The 19,977-nt window shown below is 59.9% G+C and carries 22 protein-coding genes; 10 read left to right on the top strand and 12 right to left on the bottom strand.

Annotation, left to right across the window (positions count from 1 at the left end):
- Positions 1 to 85 precede the first annotated feature (85 nt).
- The 7 genes from rirA (at position 86) to ATY77_RS21775 (ending at position 7,027) form a co-directional block, all read left to right on the top strand.
- A complete protein-coding gene (gene rirA, locus ATY77_RS21805) occupies positions 86 to 568 on the top strand; it encodes an iron-responsive transcriptional regulator RirA (RefSeq protein ID WP_088676908.1) in 483 nt (160 codons plus the stop codon).
- 338 nt (positions 569 to 906) lie between these two features.
- Complete coding sequence (locus tag ATY77_RS21800; RefSeq protein WP_088688805.1) at positions 907 to 2,502, top strand: ABC transporter substrate-binding protein; 1,596 nt, start codon at positions 907 to 909, stop codon at positions 2,500 to 2,502.
- An 87-nt stretch (positions 2,503 to 2,589) separates the two neighbouring features.
- Positions 2,590 to 3,594 carry an ABC transporter permease subunit gene (locus ATY77_RS21795; protein WP_088676910.1) on the top strand — a complete coding sequence of 335 codons (1,005 nt, stop codon included), beginning with the start codon at positions 2,590 to 2,592 and terminating at the stop codon, positions 3,592 to 3,594.
- A 9-nt stretch (positions 3,595 to 3,603) separates the two neighbouring features.
- Positions 3,604 to 4,494 carry an ABC transporter permease subunit gene (locus tag ATY77_RS21790; RefSeq protein WP_088688804.1) on the top strand — a complete coding sequence of 297 codons (891 nt, stop codon included), beginning with the start codon at positions 3,604 to 3,606 and terminating at the stop codon, positions 4,492 to 4,494.
- Positions 4,494 to 5,510 (top strand): ABC transporter ATP-binding protein, encoded by a 1,017-nt coding sequence (locus tag ATY77_RS21785; protein ID WP_088676912.1) that lies wholly within the window; start codon positions 4,494 to 4,496, stop codon positions 5,508 to 5,510. Before ATY77_RS21790 ends, ATY77_RS21785 begins: the two co-directional genes overlap by 1 nt.
- On the top strand, positions 5,507 to 6,460 hold the full coding sequence (locus ATY77_RS21780) for a peptide ABC transporter ATP-binding protein (RefSeq protein ID WP_088688803.1): 954 nt from the start codon (positions 5,507 to 5,509) through the stop codon (positions 6,458 to 6,460). The genes ATY77_RS21785 and ATY77_RS21780 overlap by 4 nt, the downstream gene beginning before the upstream one ends.
- A gap of 27 nt (positions 6,461 to 6,487) precedes the next feature.
- Positions 6,488 to 7,027, top strand: coding sequence for a gluconokinase (locus ATY77_RS21775; protein WP_088688802.1), 540 nt, complete (start codon positions 6,488 to 6,490; stop codon positions 7,025 to 7,027).
- On the opposite strand, the gene ATY77_RS21770 is transcribed toward ATY77_RS21775, so the two are convergent.
- The 3 genes from ATY77_RS21770 to ATY77_RS21760 form a co-directional block, all read right to left on the bottom strand.
- Positions 7,017 to 8,264, bottom strand: a complete 1,248-nt coding sequence (locus ATY77_RS21770; RefSeq protein ID WP_088688801.1) for an FAD-binding oxidoreductase — start codon at positions 8,262 to 8,264, stop codon at positions 7,017 to 7,019. The genes ATY77_RS21775 and ATY77_RS21770 overlap by 11 nt on opposite strands.
- Positions 8,265 to 8,337: 73 nt before the next feature.
- The gene (locus tag ATY77_RS21765) at positions 8,338 to 8,841 is read right to left on the bottom strand and encodes an isoprenylcysteine carboxylmethyltransferase family protein (protein WP_088688800.1); all 504 of its coding nucleotides are present in this window, start codon (positions 8,839 to 8,841) and stop codon (positions 8,338 to 8,340) included.
- The gene (locus tag ATY77_RS21760) at positions 8,838 to 9,890 is read right to left on the bottom strand and encodes a 3-oxoacyl-[acyl-carrier-protein] synthase III C-terminal domain-containing protein (RefSeq protein WP_088688799.1); all 1,053 of its coding nucleotides are present in this window, start codon (positions 9,888 to 9,890) and stop codon (positions 8,838 to 8,840) included. The genes ATY77_RS21765 and ATY77_RS21760 overlap by 4 nt, the downstream gene beginning before the upstream one ends.
- A 173-nt stretch (positions 9,891 to 10,063) precedes the next feature.
- Here ATY77_RS21760 and ATY77_RS21755 point away from each other — a divergent pair, with 173 nt between their 5' ends.
- From ATY77_RS21755 to ATY77_RS21745, 3 genes are read left to right on the top strand one after another with little or no spacing between them, the layout of a single operon-like run.
- Positions 10,064 to 10,600 carry a tetratricopeptide repeat protein gene (locus tag ATY77_RS21755; protein ID WP_088688798.1) on the top strand — a complete coding sequence of 179 codons (537 nt, stop codon included), beginning with the start codon at positions 10,064 to 10,066 and terminating at the stop codon, positions 10,598 to 10,600.
- 43 nt (positions 10,601 to 10,643) lie between these two features.
- Positions 10,644 to 11,249, top strand: a complete 606-nt coding sequence (locus ATY77_RS21750; protein WP_088688797.1) for an RNA polymerase sigma factor — start codon at positions 10,644 to 10,646, stop codon at positions 11,247 to 11,249.
- Positions 11,246 to 12,049: a Fis family transcriptional regulator gene (locus ATY77_RS21745; protein ID WP_088688796.1), complete on the top strand. Its 804-nt coding sequence runs from the start codon at positions 11,246 to 11,248 to the stop codon at positions 12,047 to 12,049. Before ATY77_RS21750 ends, ATY77_RS21745 begins: the two co-directional genes overlap by 4 nt.
- A 42-nt stretch (positions 12,050 to 12,091) precedes the next feature.
- Here ATY77_RS21745 and ATY77_RS21740 read toward each other — a convergent pair whose 3' ends face one another.
- From ATY77_RS21740 to ATY77_RS21700, 9 genes are all read right to left on the bottom strand, one after another.
- Positions 12,092 to 12,880, bottom strand: a complete 789-nt coding sequence (locus ATY77_RS21740; RefSeq protein WP_088688795.1) for a glycosyltransferase family 2 protein — start codon at positions 12,878 to 12,880, stop codon at positions 12,092 to 12,094.
- Between the two features lie 258 nt (positions 12,881 to 13,138).
- The gene (locus ATY77_RS21735) at positions 13,139 to 14,164 is read right to left on the bottom strand and encodes a class I SAM-dependent methyltransferase (RefSeq protein WP_088688794.1); all 1,026 of its coding nucleotides are present in this window, start codon (positions 14,162 to 14,164) and stop codon (positions 13,139 to 13,141) included.
- Positions 14,161 to 15,018, bottom strand: coding sequence for a glycosyltransferase family 2 protein (locus ATY77_RS21730; RefSeq protein WP_088688793.1), 858 nt, complete (start codon positions 15,016 to 15,018; stop codon positions 14,161 to 14,163). The genes ATY77_RS21735 and ATY77_RS21730 overlap by 4 nt, the downstream gene beginning before the upstream one ends.
- A 121-nt stretch (positions 15,019 to 15,139) precedes the next feature.
- Complete coding sequence (locus tag ATY77_RS21725; RefSeq protein WP_088688792.1) at positions 15,140 to 16,006, bottom strand: hypothetical protein; 867 nt, start codon at positions 16,004 to 16,006, stop codon at positions 15,140 to 15,142.
- Complete coding sequence (locus ATY77_RS21720; RefSeq protein WP_037143502.1) at positions 15,991 to 16,623, bottom strand: PIG-L deacetylase family protein; 633 nt, start codon at positions 16,621 to 16,623, stop codon at positions 15,991 to 15,993. Before ATY77_RS21720 ends, ATY77_RS21725 begins: the two co-directional genes overlap by 16 nt.
- On the bottom strand, positions 16,620 to 17,321 hold the full coding sequence (locus ATY77_RS21715) for a WbqC family protein (RefSeq protein ID WP_088688791.1): 702 nt from the start codon (positions 17,319 to 17,321) through the stop codon (positions 16,620 to 16,622). The genes ATY77_RS21720 and ATY77_RS21715 overlap by 4 nt, the downstream gene beginning before the upstream one ends.
- On the bottom strand, positions 17,318 to 18,283 hold the full coding sequence (locus ATY77_RS21710; protein ID WP_088688790.1) for a glycosyl transferase: 966 nt from the start codon (positions 18,281 to 18,283) through the stop codon (positions 17,318 to 17,320). Before ATY77_RS21710 ends, ATY77_RS21715 begins: the two co-directional genes overlap by 4 nt.
- Positions 18,265 to 18,942, bottom strand: coding sequence for a glycosyltransferase family protein (locus ATY77_RS21705; RefSeq protein WP_088688789.1), 678 nt, complete (start codon positions 18,940 to 18,942; stop codon positions 18,265 to 18,267). Before ATY77_RS21705 ends, ATY77_RS21710 begins: the two co-directional genes overlap by 19 nt.
- A complete protein-coding gene (locus ATY77_RS21700; protein WP_088688788.1) occupies positions 18,939 to 19,955 on the bottom strand; it encodes an N-acetylneuraminate synthase family protein in 1,017 nt (338 codons plus the stop codon). The genes ATY77_RS21705 and ATY77_RS21700 overlap by 4 nt, the downstream gene beginning before the upstream one ends.
- Positions 19,956 to 19,977 lie beyond the last annotated feature (22 nt).

The raw sequence follows: 19,977 nt of genomic DNA, 5'->3' as shown, positions 1-19,977 counted from the left end.
CTGAATGCGAATTTCATATTTTGGAATTGTTCAAAACTAGCAAACCGCCTATATAGGTCTAAATAGCACGAGTCGGGAGATCGGCATGCGGTTGACGAAGCAGACCAACTATGCGGTTCGCATGTTGATGTATTGTGCTGCCAATGAAGGGCACTTGAGCCGGATTCCGGAAATTGCCAAGGCTTACGGGGTTTCCGAACTCTTTCTTTTCAAGATCCTCCAGCCGCTGAACAAGGCGGGTCTGGTCGAGACCGTGCGCGGCCGCAACGGCGGCGTGCGCCTGGGCAAGCCGGCGGCTGAAATCACGCTCTTTGATGTCGTACGGGTGACGGAAGACAGTTTCGCCATGGCCGAATGCTTCGAGGACGACGGCATGGTCGAATGCCCGCTGGTCGACAGCTGCGGCCTGAATTCGGCTTTGCGCAAGGCGCTCAATGCCTTCTTTGGCGTGCTTTCGGAATATACGATCGACGACCTGGTCAAGGCGCGTCCGCAGATCAATTTCCTTCTCGGTCTGACCGGCGAACAGGAATACCGCAAACCCGCGATCGTGGCCCCGGCCGCCTGAATTTTAAAGAGCAGCGCAGACTTCTGAAACCGCGGTTGCCTGGGCAGCCGCGGTTTTGTTTTGGCGCGTCGAACCCGCTTCGAAAGCTGGGAAATGTCGGTCACATGTCGCCTCTGGCGGCGTTTTTATACCAAATGCGACAAAATTTCGGTCGTTTTTGTGCGAATATTTCCAATTGAGGCTGATTTTTGACTGAAAATTTCTAAAATTGTCCAACTGGAAAAATTTTCTCCTTAGCCCGTTGCTTTCAGTAGATAAATGTCGTTCCATCGACCGTCGATCGGGATGCCTATCTGCGGTCTCCAGACATCAAAAAAGAACAACCGGGAAACAATACTATGAAAAAGATCTCTGTCATGCTGGCAGCGACGGCCCTGATTTCGGTCATGGCGACGTCGGCCTGGTCCAAGACCCTTGTTTATTGCTCCGAGGGCTCGCCGGAAGGCTTCGATCCGAGCCTCTACACGGCAGGCACGACCTTCGACGCGTCGTCGCGCACCGTCTACAGCCGCCTCGTCGAATTCAAGCACGGCGGCACCGAGATCGAACCCGGCCTGGCCGACAGCTGGAGCGTTTCGGACGATGGCAAGGAATACACCTTCAAGCTTCATCCCGGTGTGAAGTTCCAGACCACCGACTTCTTCACGCCGACGCGCGATTTCAACGCCGACGACGTCGTGTTCTCCTTTGAGCGCCAGCTGAAGTCCGACAATCCGTGGAACAAGTATGTCGAAGGCGGCTCTTACGAATACGCCGCCGGCATGGGCTTCCCTGAGCTCATCAAGTCGGTCGAGAAGGTCGATGACCTCACGGTCAAGTTCACGCTCAACCACCCGGAAGCGCCGTTCCTTGCCGACCTCGCCATGGATTTCGCTTCGATCGTTTCCAAGGAATATGCCGACAAGCTTGCCGCCGACGGCAAGATGGCGCAGCTGAACCAGCAGCCGCTCGGCACCGGCCCCTTCACCTTCGTTGCCTACCAGCCGGATGCCGTCATCCGCTACAAGGCGAACGAAACCTATTTCAAGGGCAAGGAAAAGATCGACGATCTCGTTTTCGCCATCACCTCTGATGCGGCTGTCCGCGCTCAGAAGCTGAAGGCCGGCGAATGCCACCTGATCCCCTATCCGAATGCCGCCGACGTTCCGGAACTGAAGAAGGATGGAAATCTGGTCGTTCAGGAGCAGGCAGGCCTCAACGTCAGCTACCTCGCCTACAACACGCAGATGGCACCCTTCGACAAGCCGGAGGTTCGCCGCGCGCTCAACATGGCGATCAACAAGCAGGCGATCGTCGATGCCGTCTTCCAGGGTGCGGCCACCGTTGCCAAGAACCCGATCCCGCCAACCATGTGGTCCTATAACGACGCCGTTCAGGACGAAAAGTACGATCCGGACGCTGCCAAGAAGGCTCTCGCCGATGCCGGCGTGAAAGATCTCAGCATGAAGGTCTGGGCGATGCCCGTGTCGCGTCCCTACATGCTGAACGCGCGCCGCGCCGCCGAACTGATCCAGGCCGATTTCGCCAAGGTCGGCGTCAAGGTCGAGATCGTCACCCATGAATGGGCCGAATATCTGAAGCTCTCCTCCGACGTGAAGCGCGACGGCGCCGTCATCCTCGGCTGGACCGGCGACAACGGCGACCCGGACAACTTCATGGATACGCTGCTCGGCTGCGATGCCGTCGGCGGCAACAACCGCGCCCAGTGGTGCAACAAGGAATATGACGACCTGATGACCAAGGCCAAGATGACCGCCGATGTCGGCGAGCGCACCAAGGCCTATGAGCAGGCCCAGCTGATCTTCAAGAAGGAAGCCCCCTGGGCGACCCTCGATCACTCGCTCGTCTTCGTTCCGATGAGCAAGAAGGTCTCCGGCTTCCAGATGGACCCGCTCGGCATTCACCGTTTCGACGGCGTCGACGTATCCGAATAACAAGAATAATGTAAGAATGCCCGGCAGAGCTGGGCGCAGCCGGCGGTCAGGCACCCCCTGACCGCCGGAAACTATTGGACATCTGCCATGTTGCGTTTTTTCCTCGGCCGCTTCGCGGTACTGATACCGACATTCCTCGGCGTTTCCCTGATAGCCTTTTCGTTCATCCGCCTGCTTCCCGGCGATCCCGTCATGCTGCTGTCGGGTGAACGTGTCATGGCGCCGGAACGGCACGCCCAGATCATGCACGATCTCGGTTTCGACCGGCCCATGTATGTGCAGTATTTCGATTATCTCGGAAAAGTGCTGCAAGGCGATCTCGGCACCTCGATCGTCACCAAGCGGCCGGTGCTCGGCGAGTTCCTGACGCTGTTTCCAGCAACGCTGGAACTTTCCTTTTGCGCCATCATCCTCGCGGTCTGTCTTGGCGTGCCCGCCGGCGTCTTTGCGGCCGTCAAGCGAGGCACGTGGTTCGATCAAAGCGTGATGGGCATTGCCCTCGTCGGTTATTCCATGCCGATTTTCTGGTGGGGCCTGCTGCTCATCATCTTCTTCTCCGGTTATCTCGGCTGGACTCCGGTGTCCGGGCGCATCTCGCTGATGTATTTCTTCAAGCCGGTGACTGGCTTCATGCTGATCGACAGTCTGCTGTCGGGCCAGAAGGGCGCCTTCGCCTCGGCCGTCAGCTATCTCATCCTGCCGACCATCGTGCTGGCGACGATCCCGCTTGCCGTCATCGCGCGCCAGACGCGCTCGGCGATGCTCGAGGTTCTGGGCGAGGACTATGTCCGCACAGCGCGCTCGAAGGGCCTGAAGCCGTTGCGTGTCGTCGGCGTGCATGCGCTGCGCAATGCGATGATCCCGGTCATCACCACGATCGGCCTGCAGATCGGCGTTCTCCTTGCAGGCGCTATCCTCACCGAGACTATCTTTTCCTGGCCAGGCATCGGCAAGTGGATGGTGGATTCGGTGTTCAAGCGCGACTACGCCGTGGTCCAGGGCGGTCTTCTGCTGATCGCCGGCGTCATCATGCTGGTCAATCTGATTGTTGACGTTCTCTACGGCTTCATCAATCCGCGTATTCGTCACTAGGAGCGGTCCATGAGCATGGTCACCGTCAAAACCGGCCAGCCATCCGCTCTTGCGGAGTTCTGGCATTACTTCTCCCGCAACAAGGGCGCCGTCATCGGCCTCGTTGTTTTCGTCATCATTCTCGTTGTCGCGATCTTCGCGCCGGTCTTTGCGCCGCATGCGCCGAACGAGCAGAACCGTGAGGTACTGCTCGCCGTACCCGCCTGGATGGAGGGTGGCCGCGCCTCCTTTCCGCTCGGAACGGATGCCGTCGGCCGCGACATCCTCTCGCGGCTGATTTATGGCGCGCGGTTCTCGCTGTTCATCGGCGTCGTGGTCGTGACGCTTTCGGTCGTTTGCGGCGTTCTGATCGGCCTCGTCGCCGGCTATTTCCGCGGCAAGATCGATACGGCGATCATGCGCCTGATGGATATCATCCTGGCCTTCCCGTCGCTGCTGCTGGCCCTCGTGCTGGTCGCCGTGCTCGGGCCGGGCCTGACCAATGCGATGATTGCGATTTCGCTGGTCAACCAGCCGCATTTCGTGCGGTTGACGCGCGCCTCGGTCATCACGGAGCGTGAGAAGGAATATGTGATCGCCTCGCGCGTCGCCGGCGCCGGCACCCTGCGCCTGATGTTCAAGACGATCCTGCCGAACTGTCTTGGGCCGCTGATCGTCCAGGCGACGCTCGCCTTTTCGGCGGCGATCCTCGATGCCGCCGCCCTCGGCTTCCTCGGCATGGGCGCCCAGCCGCCGACACCCGAATGGGGAACCATGCTCGCCGAATCCCGCGAGTTCATCTCGCGGGCCTGGTGGGTTGTGACATTTCCGGGTCTGGCCATCCTCATCACCGTTCTCGCCATCAATCTGATGGGCGACGGTCTGCGCGATGCGCTCGACCCCAAGCTGAAGAGGTCGTGATGCCACTTCTCGAAATCGAAAATCTGACCGTCGAGTTCCAAACTTCATCCGGTCTCTTCCGCGCCGTCGACGGCGTCTCGCTCACCTGTGACAAAGGAGAAATTCTTTCCGTCGTCGGTGAATCCGGCTCGGGCAAATCCGTCGCCATGCTGGCCCTGATGGGGCTTCTGCCCTGGACGGCGAAAATCACCGCCGACCGCCTGCAGTTCGACGGCCAGGATCTGCGCGGCATTTCCGCCCGTCAGCGCCGCAGGATCGTCGGCAAGGACATGGCGATGATCTTCCAGGAGCCGATGTCGAGCCTCAATCCGTGCTTCACGGTCGGCTTCCAGCTTGGCGAGACCCTGCGCGTCCATATGGGCCTCAACCGGAAGGAGCGCCGCGAACGCTCGATCGAACTCCTGAACCTTGTCGGCATTCCGGCGCCGGAAGACCGCCTGTCGAACTTCCCGCATCAGATGTCGGGCGGCATGAGCCAGCGCGTCATGATCGCCATGGCGCTCGCCTGCAATCCGAAGCTTTTGATCGCCGATGAGCCGACGACCGCGCTCGACGTGACGATCCAGGCGCAGATCCTCGATCTGCTCGTGCGCTTGCAGAAGGAGCAGGGCATGGCGCTGGTGCTGATCACCCATGACATGGGAGTCGTCGCCGAAACCGCCGAGCGCGTGCAGGTGCAATATGCCGGCCAGAAGGTCGAGGAGCAGCCGGTCAAGGCGCTGTTCCGTGATCCGCATCATCCCTATACGGCAGCTCTGCTCGCCGCCCTGCCGGAACGCGCCGAAGTCGGCCAGCGGCTTCCTTCCATCGCCGGCGTCGTTCCCGGTCAGCACGGCCGCCCGACGGGCTGTCTTTTCGCGCCACGCTGCGGCTATGCCACCGTCGAGTGCGAACGCGGCGTCGTCCGCCAGGGGCCGGAGCTAGGTCTGGCGCTCTGCAATTACCCTTTGAAGGACGGCAAGCCGCTCGGACATCCCGGTGTCATGGCCACTGAAACTGCAGGAGACCTGGTATGACGGGCGCTGTTCTCGAGGGCAGGGATCTCGCCCGCTTCTACACCGTCAGCCGCGGCCTCTTCAAAGCCGATGCGACCGTCAAGGCGCTGAACGGCGTCAGCTTCAGTCTCCACTCCGGCAAGACGCTCGCCGTCGTCGGCGAATCCGGCTGCGGCAAGTCGACGCTCGCGCGCCTTGTCACGATGATCGAGGATCCGACGGCCGGGCAATTGCTGATCGACGGCAAGCCCGCCCAGGTCGGCGACCGCAGCCTGCGCAGCCAGGTGCAGATCGTCTTCCAGAATCCCTACGGCTCGCTGAACCCGCGCCAGAAGGTCGGCGCCATCCTCGAGGAGCCGCTGAAGATCAACACCGACCTCGATGCCGCCGCCCGCCGCCGCAAGGTGGAGGAGATGATGGCCCGCGTCGGCCTGCGTCCGGAGCATCACGGCCGCTACCCCCATATGTTCTCCGGCGGCCAGCGCCAGCGTATTGCCATTGCCCGCGCCCTGATGCTGCGGCCGAAGGTGCTGGTGCTTGACGAACCCGTTTCGGCTCTGGATCTTTCGATCCAGGCACAGGTCCTGAACCTCTTGATGGATCTGCAGAAGGAAATGGGCCTTGCCTATCTCTTCATCTCGCACGGCCTCTCCGTCGTCCATCACATCGCCGATGAGGTAATGGTGATGTATCTCGGCCGTCCGGTCGAGACCGGTCCCGCCGCCGAGGTCTTTGCGCGGCCGCGCCATCCCTACACGGCAGCCTTGCTGTCGGCGACACCGATCGCCGATCCGGAGCGCGCCAAGAACCGAATCCGCCTGCAGGGAGAGCTGCCGTCGCCGCTAAAGCCGCCGTCGGGCTGTCACTTCAATCCGCGCTGCTGGAAGGCGCAGGACTATTGCCGTCAGGTTTCTCCCCAACTAAGTGGGGAAGGTGCGCAAAAATATGCCTGTCACTTCCCGCTCGACTGAGCGGGAAGCCGGAGTCTCGGAGGGATCATGCCGGAAGAGCGGTTGAACAAGCCCCATGCGATCATCGTCATGGGGGTCAGCGGCTGCGGCAAGTCCTCCGTCGGCGAGAGGCTGGCGGGAGCCCTGCATCTGCCTTTCGTCGAAGGCGATGCGCTCCATCCTGCCGCCAATGTCGAGAAAATGTCGAAGGGCATTCCGCTGACCGATGAGGACCGCATGCCCTGGCTCGACCTTATCGGCGAAAGAATGAAGGCTTCGCTGGAGAAGGGCGAGGGCATCATCGTCTCCTGCTCGGCGCTGAAGCGCATCTATCGAGATAGGTTGCGGACCGCTGCCGGCGGCAATCTGTTCTTCGTCTATCTCGAAGGCTCCAAGGCGCTGTTGACGAAGCGTATGGGCGAGCGCAAGGGGCATTTCATGCCGGTCTCGCTGCTCGAAAGCCAGCTGGCGACGCTTGAGACGCCCAGAGGTGAACAAGGCGTCGTCACCGTCGATATCGGCGGTACGATCGAAGGCATTGCTGCAACGGCTCTGAAGGGCCTCGCGACCCTCGGCGTCACGGCTTGAAACGCTGCGGCGAGTAGGCTGCTATATCGATCAGCGGCGTCTCGCCGGTAATGACCTCGGCAAGCACCCGGCCGGTCACCGGCCCAAGGGTCAGCCCGTGATGGGCATGGCCGAAGGCAAACCACAGGCCCTGATGGCGCGGCGCCTTGCCAATGATAGGCATCATATCTGGCGTGCAGGGGCGCGCACCCACCCAGGGCTCCGGATCGAGCCTTTCGCCGAGCGGGAAGATCGTGCGGGCCACGGCTTCGGCCCTGTCGAGCTGGATCGGTGTCTTCGGCGCATCGAGCGTTGCGAACTCCGCTCCCGTCGTCAAACGGATGCCGCGGCTCATCGGCGCCAGGAGATAGCCGCGCTCGGCATCGAGCGTCCAGTTGTTGAGAACGGCATCGCCCTCAACGCCATAATGCATGTGATAGCCGCGCTTGACGCCGAGCGGAAAGCGATAGCCGAGCCGGCGGGTTGCGACGGCCGCCCAGGGGCCGAGCGCAATCACCGCATCATCCGCCTCGAGCGGGCCTTCCCCCGTCATGATCTTCCAGCCGGAGCCGAACTGGCCGAGCGAAGCGGCGTCGCCTGTCATGAACCTTCCGCCGAGGCTCTCGAAATAGCGGCGATAGGCCGATGTCAGCGCATGCGGGTCGAGCACCGACCAGGGATCGCGCCAGCGCAGGCCGCCGACGAAATGGCCGCTGATATCCGGCTCCATGCGGGCCATATCTTCCGCGCTCAGGCGGTCATACTCGACTCCGAATTCGTTCCGCCAGAGTGCCGCTTCCGAAAAGGCCTCGTCGCGCCTGGCCTCGGTCCGGAAAATCTTTATCCAGCCATCCTTACGGATCAGTGCCTGCGACTGCGAGGCCTCGATCAGGTCCTTATGTTCCGCAATCGAGTTCTCGATCAGCGGCGCATAGGCGCGGGTGATGGCTACGTGGCGCCGGGCATTGGAATTCCACCAGTAGCGGGCAAGGAAGGCGACCTGGCTCGGCAGCGTGCGCAGGTGATAATGCGCGTCGATGCGATTGTTGAGAGCATAGCGCAGCAGGAGGCCGAGCTGCTGGGGAAAACCGTAGGGCACGACGCCTTCGCGCTGGATCAGCCCGGCATTGCCGAAGGAGGTTTCCCGGCCCGGATCCTTGCGGTCGATCAGCGTCACCTGCCGGCCGCGCCGCTGGAGATGGATGGCCGTGGAAACCCCGACGATGCCGGCGCCGAGCACGATTGCGTTCTTCGTCATTTCCCCTGAATTCCGCTTCGTTATCAGCTGAAAATGCCCCTGCCGTCACTGCCGCGCAAACATAAAATCGCATTCATTTCAAAATCATTGCGCTTTCCAGTGCGGCATTTTCCGCTCTCATACGGATGAGCAGGATGAAGGCGTTGAGAAACGAAAAGACGAGTGCATAAAGCGGCAGGCCGAAGGCGAGCGGAAGCGCGGCGATCTCGCCGACGACGATCGCGTAATTCGGATGCCGCAGGAAGAGATAGGGGCCTGAACTGACGAGCGGCGCGCCCGGCAGGATGATGATGCGCGTCGTCCAGCGCTCCTTCAGCGTTGCCAGCACCCAGAGCCGCAGCGCCTGCAGCCCCATGAAGACCAGAAACCAGAAGAGCCCGATCGGCCTGCCTGGCGCGAGCAGCCAAAGGCCGATGATCCAGCCGGCATGCAGCGCCACCATGGCCGGATAGTGTTCCGGTGCCACCTCCCTGGCGCCCCTGGCGAGAAGGGCTGCGGTGTTGCGCCGGGCAAGCACGAGCTCCCCCAGCCGCTGCAGCGTCACGAATGTAAGAAGCGCGACCGACGGCCACATCACGCGGCCCTCCTCAGCGTCACGCAGCTGGCCGAAAATCCTGGCCCCATGGCGATCATCGCCGCGCGCTCCGGCAATCCGGCTCGGATCGCCCGCTCCAGCACGAAGAGCACGGTCGGCGAGGACATGTTGCCATATTCGGCAAGCACGGCGCGTTCGTGATCGAGCGTGCCCGGCGCCATCGAGAAGGCGCTCTCCATCGCGGCCAGCACCTTGGTGCCGCCGGGATGGCAGATGAAGCGGCCGATATCCTTCCGCTTCAGCCCGTTGCGCGCCAAAATGGCCGTCACCGCCGGGCCGAGTTCCTTTTCGGCAAAAGGCGGCAGCGATTGCGCCAGCACGATGCCGAAGCCGCCGTCGTCGATCCTCCAGCCCATGATATCGAGCGTGTCGGGAAAGAGATGCTCGCCGGTCGATTCCACCTCCGCCAGCCCGCCTTCGCCCGATCGCAGCACGCAGGCCGCCGCCCCGTCGCCAAAAAGCGCCGTCGCGATGATGTTCGGCCGCGTCAGCTCGTCCAGGCGGAAGGCAAGCGTGCAGAGCTCGACCGAGACGAAGAGCACGACAGCACCCGGCCGGCTGCGCGCCAGCCGCGAGGCGACTGCAAAACCGGAGACGCCGGCCGCACAGCCGAGCCCGAAGACAGGCACGCGCTCGATATCGGCCCTGAAGCCCATGCGGCGGGCAAGCTGCGCATCGAGGCTCGGCGTCGTAAAGCCGGTGGATGAAACCGTGACGACACAATCGACATCGCCGGCATCAAGCCCCGCCTGACGCAGTGCCGAGGTGGCAGTCTCGACGAAGAGCCCGCCCGCGATCTCCGAATAGGCCTGCATCCGGTCCTGCCAGCCATGCGGTTCGTCGAACCAAGAAAGCGGCCGCGCCGCATGGCGCTTGTTGATGCCGGCGCTTTCGAAGACACGAGCAAGGTGGCGGAAATCCTCGAAACGATCTGCAAACAGCCGGGCCGAGGCTTCGGCCGCCTGTGCTTGGGAAATGACGTGTTCGGGTGCGGCGACGGCGAGGCTTATGAGCTTTACAGTAGGGGTCACGGAATTCTCCTTGTCGCTCCCGGCGCAACGATGGAGAAAACACGCGGTCCCGATGATTTATTCGGCCACAGGCTCTTCACGAAGCAGTGATGACGAAAAATGGAAAGGCCGCCGAATAAAGCCTGATGCAGCGGTGTTCTCTCCTCGCAACGTCACTCTCGAGGAGTTTTCCCATGACGAACATGACAACGCGCGCCGCTTCCATCCTTCTCGGCGGCTGCCTCGCCGCTTCCTTCTTCTGCGGCCCGGTCTTTGCGATCGGCGATGACAGCAGCACGATGCCGACCTGCAAGAAGGGCGAGATCTACGACCAAAAGACCAAGAAATGCGTCAAGCAGCAGAGCGCCAACGTCTCGGACGATAACCGCACCGATTATGCCTATTCGCTCGCCAAGGCCGGTCGCTACGAAGAGGCGCTTGCCATGCTCGATACGGTCAAGGATCAGAACACGGCCGAAGTGCTGAATTATCGCGGTTATGCCACCCGCAAGCTCGGCCGCACCGACGAAGGCATCTCCTATTACTTGAGATCGGTGAAGCTCGATCCGCAATATGCCAAGGTCCGCGAATATCTCGGCGAAGCCTATGTCGTCAAAGGCCGGCTCGATCTTGCCAGGGAACAATTGAGCACCATCAAGGCGATCTGCGGCACCGCTTGCGAGGAATATCAGGATCTGAACGCCGCAATCCTCGATCCCTCGAAGATCTGATCGGCCGGCAAGGGCAGGATAGGGAACGGGAAGGGATATCCGAATGTCGGTCGCGCGCACCCCATTTCCTGCCTATAGTCGCGCAAGAGCGGAATCGCCGTTTCACCCGGCGATTCCCACGGACACAGGACTGACGGAGGCGGCCATCGCGAGCGAAGCGGATATCAGGAGCGGCCTGACGGAAAACCTGGCGCGGCTCTGGCGCTATGGCCTCGTTCTCTCGCATCAGCGCGACGTTGCCGACGATCTGGTGCAGGCGACCTGCCTTCGCGCGCTGGAGCGTGCCGGCCAGTTCGTTCCCGGCACCCGGCTTGACCGCTGGCTGTTTTCGATCCTGCATTCGATCTGGCTGAACGAGATCCGTTCGCGCCAGGTGCGCCAGGGCCAGGGGTTCGTCGATGCCGGTGAGACGCTGACTTTCGACGGCGCCCGCGACACCGAAACGCATGTGATGGCGGGCCAGGTGCTGAAGCAGGTCAGCGCGCTGCCCGAGGCGCAAAGGACGGTGGTTTTCCTCGCCTATGTGGAAGGACTTTCCTATCGCGAGGTCGCAGGCATACTGGATATTCCGATCGGAACCGTGATGAGCCGGCTGGCGGCTGCCCGCGCCAAGCTCTCCGGCGCCGGAGCGGAAGGGGGACGGCAATGAACGAGAAACACACCATTCCCTCCGACGAGGACCTGACCGCCTTCATCGACGGCGAATTGACGGCCGAAGAGGCCGCGCGCATCGAAACCATGGTGAACGAAGACAAGAGCGTCGCCGAAAGGCTGGAATTCCTGTCGCGCGCCAGCCTGCCCTTCGAACAGGCCTTCGCCCCGCTGCTCGCCGAAGCGCCACGCCAAAAGCTGGAGGCGATGCTCGCCGCCATTCCGCCTCGCGACAGCCTAAAACCTGCTTCCGCGCCCTCGATCCTCACGCGCCGCCGCTTCATTGGCGCGCTCGCCGCCTCGCTCGTCGCCGGCATCGCCATCGACCGCGCCGTCATCGGCATCGGCCGGAGCTTTTCGGCAAAGGACGAAAACAGCGAATGGCGCGCTGTGGTTGCCGAATATATCTCGCTCTACACCCCGGAAACGCTGGCCGGCCCCGTGCCCGCGACAGAGGACCAGGCCGCCCAGCTTGCCCCGCTTGACGAGAAACTTGGCCTGTCGCTCTCCCCCGAAGCCGTCGCGCTTCCCGGCATCGATTTCAAGCGCGCTCTGATGCTGCAATATGACGGCAAACCGCTCGCCCAGATCGCCTATCTCGACCCCGAAACCGGCCCGATGGCGCTCTGCATCGTCAGGTCCGACGCGGGGTCGAAAGCCCCGGATCTCGAAAGCCGCAAGGGCATGAACGTCGTCTACTGGTCGAACGCAACGCACGCCTTCATGCTGATCGGCCATGCGGCGGCCGATCGGATGGCGGCGATTGCGGATGGGGTGCGGGGGAGGGTGGCTGTGTGACCGGCTACTGGCCCTGCATGAAATCTGGCGTGATGCGCCCTGCTATCGATTTCGTGTGAGGAACTGGCCGAGGCGGTTCGCAAGCTTCGATGCCCAGAATACCGGGATCGAGACCTTGAAGCCGTGGTCGGCAAGCGCGCGCAGCACTTCCTTGTTTTGACGCGATATGTTCTGGACGTTTTTGTTTGTGGCGCCCCCCAAGCGCATCCTGACCAAGACGCGGGGGATATAAATCGTTCTGATGCGCGCGACTTCCAGAAATCGCATCATGAGTTCGACGTCGGCTGCCAGTCGATAACGCAGATCAAACGTCCCAAACCGGTCATAGACGCGACGCCGGATATAGAATGTCGGATGCGGCGGGCACCAGCCGCGTCCAAAAGAACCGGGTTCGAACGCGCGGGATTTCCAATAGCGGACTTTGCGGTCGGTATTCTGGTTGGAAACATAGATGAGATCGCCATAGCAACCGTCATATGCCTCATCTTCCAGCGCGGCGGCGACGGTTTCGAGAGCGTCGCTACTCTCGAAGGTGTCATCCGCATTCAAGAATCCGATAATGTCGCCGCTCGCAAGACCAATCCCCTTGTTCATAGCATCATAAATGCCCCCGTCCCGTCCCGAAAGTACGCGGCGGTTCTGCGCCGGCGCCGAAGCAATGATCGCGAGGGTGGAATCGCTCGAGCCGCCGTCGATAATAATGTGCTCGAAATTGCTGTAGGTTTGCGTGTCGATGGACCGCAACGTATCGGCGATGGTCTGCTCGGCGTTCCAGCAAACAGTAATAAGACTTATCCGGGGAGTACGTGGATCGGCGGTGTCTGCGGCCATTTTGACGGGTGTCTTGCTCACATTCTAAGAGGCGAAATCTGGCCAACTCGTAGCAGACGGAAAGGCGGCGTCGCAATCCAGCACTGTAGATTATCCTTGATCAATGCAGGAAGTCTCTTGCCGTCGAGCAAAAAGCTATACCTCGCTGCGTGAGCTCAAGCTGCACTCGTGCCTGCATATCCGCTCCTATCAGTCCAAGCGTTCCGTTGAACTCTGTTGCGTGCGATCGCCTGGCCTTGGGGAGAGCGGGTGGAATTTCTAGACCGGCCTCAGCACGAAGAGAAGGCTGTCGCCCTTGCCTGCGGCATCCAGAATTCGATTGCCAAATCCCATCGCCATCCCGGCCCCACGTGCGCCACGTGATAGGACTACGTTTTTCAGCCGAGTGAAGAACGGCGGCCGGACTTGGATTGCATCAGCATCGTGCGTCCAGGTGGATGATGACTTGCCCTCCTGCTTGCGCTCACGTGCGGTGCGCAATTGCAGGACCGACCAAAGATTCGGCGTGACCGTTCTGACATTTTCCACCTTATAACCAAACTTGCCGGCGAGTTTGGTGAAAGAGGTGCGGTTGAAATGATTTTGATGATAGGGAATGTGCCAATTGATCCAGCGGTCTTTCCAGATCTTGCGATGGAACGAACCGGTATTGGGGAACGCCATGATCACCCGGCCCTGTGGCGTGAGACGTTCTCTCACCGCCTGCAGCATAGCCGAGGGATCCGGCACATGTTCCAGCACCTGGTTCAATACAATGAGGTCGAATTTCATCTCGGGGAAAGGCAGATCGTAAATATTGCCGATATGAACCTGCAAACCGAAGTGATCGGCAATCGTCCGCACATTCGGATCGGCCTCAATCCCCCAGCTTTGGATACCCTTGTTCTTCATTTCGAGCAGCGAAATGCATGAGCCGCAACCGACATCCAGCACCTTCTCGCCAGGCTTTGCCAGATAGTGACCCTGGTGATCGGTGCCGTTTATCCAGCGCTTGAAAGCGGCGAAAGGCTTGTTTACCAACGCAGCTTCTTGCTCTATGGCCGAGAAATCAACGGCCCGGCGCGGGTAATACGTGCTGTAGAGCCCAGGTAGATCTTCTTCCGTCAGCGGCGGCGTCGTCGTCATATGACCGCAAGACACGCACCTCTTGATCGAATATACACCAGGGCAACCGTATCGGTCGTCGGAGATGCTCTCGATGAATGTTTCCATATTCGAGCCGCAGGCCATACACTGCATCTGATGATCGTTGTTCATCGCGTCGTTGCTGTCCGTTATTTTCATTTGTTTGCCCGCAAAACGGATATCGTCCGGATAACCATGAAAGCCGCCATGCGCAATGGCGCTGTGAGCCGTTGCAGAGGCGTGCCGACCAAAGAGTAGAACGCGATCCGCTGAAACACATTGTGGGGCGAGCGCCGGCCAAAATGCTTCTTCCACGGCGATGTATTCGATACATGAGCGCCATAGACTGGTGGTGAATAAACGATAGCTTCGCTGGAAACAAGGAGCGGCGCACCTGCACGTGCAAAGCGCATGGAGACTTCGTAATCGGCCATATAATGGGGCAGGAGGTGCGGACGCATCGTCCCGTGCCGCTTGAAGAGTTCCGCGGGGAACAATGTTCCACGGCCGCTCAGGGCGTCGGCTTTATAGAGCGGCTTGGGATTCCGGCGTTCCTCTTCGCTCAATTCGGCGAGAATGTCCCACACCGCAATGCGATTTATGTTCAAGCGTGGCCCGACGCCGGTCAGAGGAGGATTGCTCTCCTCCTCGTGGACGACGCTGCCTATAATCGCATCTCCATTTTCGCGCGAGCACCGTATCAGAGTTTCGACGTAAGTCGGGCCGAACCACGTGTCGTTGTTGACGAAAAGGATGTAGTCGTCGGTGCCGCAGTCGGGCAGGACCCGCCTCAGGCCGACATCCATCGCTCCGCCCCACCATAGATTTCCGTCGGCCCTTATGCTTGTCACATCTGGCTGCGCCGCGAGGAAGTCAGCCGTGCCGTCGGTGGAACCGTCATCAATGATGACAATTCGAATATTATCGGCAACGGTTTGGGCCCTCAAGGCCGCGATAACTTTGCGGGTGTGCTCAAGTCGGTTGAAGACCGGAATTAGGACGTTTACGCGCATCAAATATTGTCGTCTTTCCATACGAACCAACCGAAATCTGGCCGTGGCACAAAAGACAGATCGGCGACAGCGAACCGCGCATCCGTTCTCTCAACCGGTATTGACGCAGGATGAAAGCGCTTCATTCTTCGAACCAAGCCTGGAAAGGCTGCCTCTCGAATTCGTCAAGTGCTCCGCCGGGTGTGGAATTGACGATACGGATACCGTTTGCTTTGGCAATATTCGAGATGGCCCGATACTGCCGCCACAGCCGCGCCAGCTGTTGGAACTCATCGTGACGGCCTCTTGTCAAAATGCCGTCTGCATTCACGGTGAAATCTTTTCCCTTTTGCACCTTGAGATCGAACGCGTACTGGTAGGTTGACGACAGGAAACGATCGTGGTCGACGCCGAGCAGGACGATCTCTTTGAAACCAAGATACATCGCTATCATCAACGCCATTACCGGCACCGATTCGACACGAGGGACCGGCTGAGAGATATCGACGATTTCCTCTGACGTTCTTTCGTCGAAGCTTTCACCGAGCACGAGATAGCGAACCGTCCGTCCAGCAAACAGGTTGAGTTTTCGAACGAGCTCAGCTTCCGTGGAGCTGAGAAACAGTTCCTGTCCGCCCAGGTGCGAATGCATCTCATTAAACCAGCGGATCACGTCCTCTGGAGTCATCATTCCGTAGGTAATTTGCGGAACACAATGATAACGAGACTGGAACTTGTCAAAATCCGAGTGCAGGTAGCCGTTGGAAACGGTTATGACGTTTTCGCCTTGAAGTCGCGACAGATCCAAGCCCTTGACGCTTGGTCCATTGCCCAAAATAAAGCAGCGCTGCCCCGCATGCAGGCCAGCAAGCTGTTTATTTTCTACCAGCGACCTTGCAACATCAGCGGAGAATTTATGGCGATTGTTTAGCCTGCGCTTCAACTCATGCACACCATAGGGAAGCAGCATGGAGCCAAAGGTCAGAATCTTCCTCAAGGCTGAAGCCACTTCACCACCTCGAAGACTTCGGCGTATTTGACTCCAATGCGCTGGCCGGCGTTCTCGGCTTCATTGCGGAAGAAGCTCACCCATTTCCGCCCTGTGCGCTCCATTTCGGATTCATGGGCGAGGATCGCTTTTTCCTTCTGGTCCCAATGGGCGGTGATGTCGACGTAGAAATTCCCCCGGAAATCGACCGTCGAGTGATACCAGTTACTGCGATACATCAGAAGGCGCGGCACATGGCGGCAGCTGTGCAGCGATGCGCGCGACAAAGCCAGGTGGTCGTGATGAATGTCTCCGACCCAGTGGGTGTAGACCATGTCGATCTTCAGATCCTGCACGAGCTTGAGGATCTCGATATTCAGCGGATCGACGAATTCGATTTGGAGCGTCTTGAACTCGCCGCAAAACATCTTGTGGACGCCGAGAATTTCCATCGCAGCATCCGCTTCGGCTCTGGCGACTTGGCTGCTGCGCACGGACTGGTCATACTGATTGGAAAAGCCGGATACGGTTGCAACATAGACGTAAACCGTGTCGCCGTTTGCCGCGTGGCGTGCCAGAGCACCGCCACAGCCGAGCTCCACGTCGTCAAAATGGGCACCGATCGCGAGAATATTCATTTGCAACTCCAGAGCAGATCACGCGTGCCTGCAATACCACAATTCAGCAGTGTGTCGAGGATGCTGAGATACGGCATGAATTCGCCGAACGGCTGTGGATAAACTGGATGGACGAAATGTTGCCATTCGATTTCGATCCCGGCTGCCTCGAATAGTTCCGGCTGCATATAGCCGCGCGCGCCGAGACCGGAGAGATAACGTGTTGCTCCCACCTTGCGCAGCAACTCGATCAGCAGTTCGTTCTTATGCCCCTCTGGGCTTAAGGTGCTCGACCGCACTGTCGGCATCGTGATCTGAAGCATATCCAGGATGCCGTCGAGGAAATGCATGTTGAAATCGGCCAGCAGATCGAACCGCGTGCCGTAGAGAGCCTCGATGCGCGGAAACACCTCACTCCAACCGGCGGACTTCCGATAGTTTTCACGAAGCAGGGAAAGGTTCTGGTCGATCCATCCGTTGCCCGGCGCCAATTCCACCTCGTTGATCGGCGTGCCGAATGTCGGCTTCCTGATTCCGACGGTGAGCCACCGATCGCCTTGCGCCGTCTTTATCTTATCGCGGTGCGTCCAGCTTTTGCTCGTGCCGTGGACAAACTGAACGTGATCCAGAACGATGTAGAGGTCGGCGTTGAGGAAACGCTGAAAAAAACCGAGATAGGATGCGAAGTCCGGCTGATGAATAACGGCTGTAATGGTCATGCAGCCAATCTTTCCAGCAAAGCGGCGACGCGGCCGACCCCACCGAGGTCGACCTTGGTCATGGCAGTCTCGCTCAAGCGTCTGATGGGAATCGGCTTTTCCAGGATTCCGAGATCGAATACCGAGTGATGTCCGGCAAAGAACGCTACGCCCAATTGTTCAAGAGCCCGGCCGACCGGGATTTCAAAAGGTTCATTGGCGATCACCACGCAGGGCAGGCCGGCCGCACAGGCTTCGAAGGGCGTAACGCCGCCACCGGTAATGGCCAGATCATGCCGATACATCTCTGCCGCAAGCGACGGCACCTGGCTCAGCAGTTTGAACCGGTCCGGCGCGGCTGTCGACACGACCTCTTCAAGCTCCGCCATGTGCTGGAAGCTTGGGCCTGTGACGATGGTGACTGGAAAAGGCTTGCTGCTCAGCCATTTGGCGACGCGGACCGTCACCCCATAGGTATCGGCGCCTCCGAGCGTGACGAGGATCGATGCAAGACCTTGCCTCACTCTGCGATATCTGTCGATTTCAGGATTGAGTATCATGTACTCCACCCCCAGCCTGACATCCTGGCCCCTCAGATCCTCCGTCTTTTCGAAAACGAGCGCGCAGATGTTGACGTCGGCGAGTTCCGCGCCATCGCCGCGATCATCAAAAGTGACGAGCTTGGCGCCCAAACCTTTGATCGTTTCGCCGTGAGATCTTTGCGTATTCAGACGGTCGTTGATCCAGATCGGCGACGGGCCGGCGGGATCGACGAAAGCCCCCTCCCATCCCGTGACGGCGGCAAGATCGTAAAGCGCGACATCAAAGCCGCGCTCTCGGATGATTCTCAGCGAATTCGGATGATCATTCGCCAGGAAACGGACCGAATGACCGCGCGAACGCAGTTCGGCGGCGAGCGTCAACGACCGGAACAGATGCCCCATGCCGCGGGCATGCGAACTCTCTATGCAGAAGACGAACATAGTCTGATCGCTTCCTCCGTCCCAAGCCAGGTCGCACCCGCCTGCGCGGCGAGCGCACAGGCACGTCGCCAGTCTTCCTCGGTATCCACCGTCAGGCGCAGGTTCGGAGCGACTTTGGCCGAGGGAATATCGAGCTGGCCGATCTTGAACAGCTCGGGCCGATCGGTGAAGTATTCGTTCACATGTTCGCGATGGTGCGGCAGCTTCCCCTCGCGATGACTGCGCGCCAGGGCTTCGAACGTAAATATCTCGGCGCCGACGCCAATGGGTAATTGGCCGAACGCGTGCGTGTAATCAAATCCCTGCTTTTGGTGCAGGTCGATCAGCCTCTCCAACTCCTCGACATCAGTGAACGGATTATCGGCGGTCAAGCGCACGATATCCGACATCCCAAGCGACTTTGCACATTCGAAATAACGATCGAGAACATCGGCTTCGTCACCGCGAAAGCAGCTTACGCGGTGCTCGAGGCACCAAGCTTCGATAATATCGTTCTCGCCGGCCATCGATGTCGCGACGACAATCTTGGCCGGCCGCGTCAACATCTGAAGCCTGCCAAGGACATGCCCGAGCAGGGGCTTGCCGGAAATGTCGCGAAGGACTTTTCCCGGTAGCCGCGTCGATCCCATCCGCGCCTGGATGATGATCCCAAGCGTCACGCCAGATCGCTCCACTGCAGGACGGCGTCGCTGTCGAGATCCCTGATCACTCGCCGTCCGGCGAGAGTCTCGAGATGTTTGGGCTCGATCCCTGTTCCCGGCCGCTTAACCGAGATGTCGCCGGCGGAGATGATATCACCGGCTTTGAGCGGGCGATTGAGAACGACGCTCTTGCGGTTGTTCAGCCTGGTGGTCGCCTCGCTTGCAGCCGGCTCTTTGCGGCCACTGCCCTTCATGATCTCGAACGCGCGTATCGCATCCACAAGCCATTTCATCTCCGCTGGATCAGCCGAAAGCATATGATCGGGACCGTCAGCGGCCTTGTCGTAGGTGAAATGCCGCTCGATGACGCGGGCTCCCATCGCGACCGCACAAAGGCTCGCGACCGGGTCCAATGTATGGTCGGAATAGCCAACGTCGAAATCCGGAAACGCCTCCATCATCGTTTGCATTGCGCCCAGATTCACATTTTCCGGATGCGTGGGATAGCTTGTGATCGCATGCAGCAGAATGAGCTTGTCGTTGCCGGCTTCCTTGATTGCTGCGACGGATTCCTGAACTTCTTCGAGCGTCGACATCCCGGTCGACAGGATGATCGGCTTGCCCGTTTTTGCCAGATAGCGCAGAAAGGGGATGTTGACCGCATCGTCTGAACCGACTTTGTGAGCGCCAACTCCGCACTTCTCGAGCAGGTCGACGTCGGTTTCGTGGGACGGCGACGAAAACCAGTCCAGCCCATGCTCCTCGGCATAGCGGAAAACCGCTTCATGAAGCTCGTGTCCGATTTCATATTTGCGGAAGAGTTCGAATTGCGAGGTAACGCCGGTGTTTTCCATATCGAACATGGCATTGCGGCTCGACAGCGTCTCCGCCCGATAGGTCTGGAGCTTGACGGCATCCACGCCCGCTGCCTTTGCCTCGTCAATCAGACGCTTCGCCTGATCAAACGTCGTAAAGTTGCCGCCGATCTCGGCTATGATATAGCAGCGATCCGGCCGGTAGTTGCGGAACATTCGTCACTCCCTGTAATGCACG

Origin of the sequence: Rhizobium sp. R634, from assembly GCF_002211305.1 — a bacterium.
Classification (GTDB): domain Bacteria; phylum Pseudomonadota; class Alphaproteobacteria; order Rhizobiales; family Rhizobiaceae; genus Rhizobium.
The sequence above is the reverse complement of the archived record's forward strand: the minus strand, read 5'-3'. Positions and strand labels throughout refer to the sequence as shown.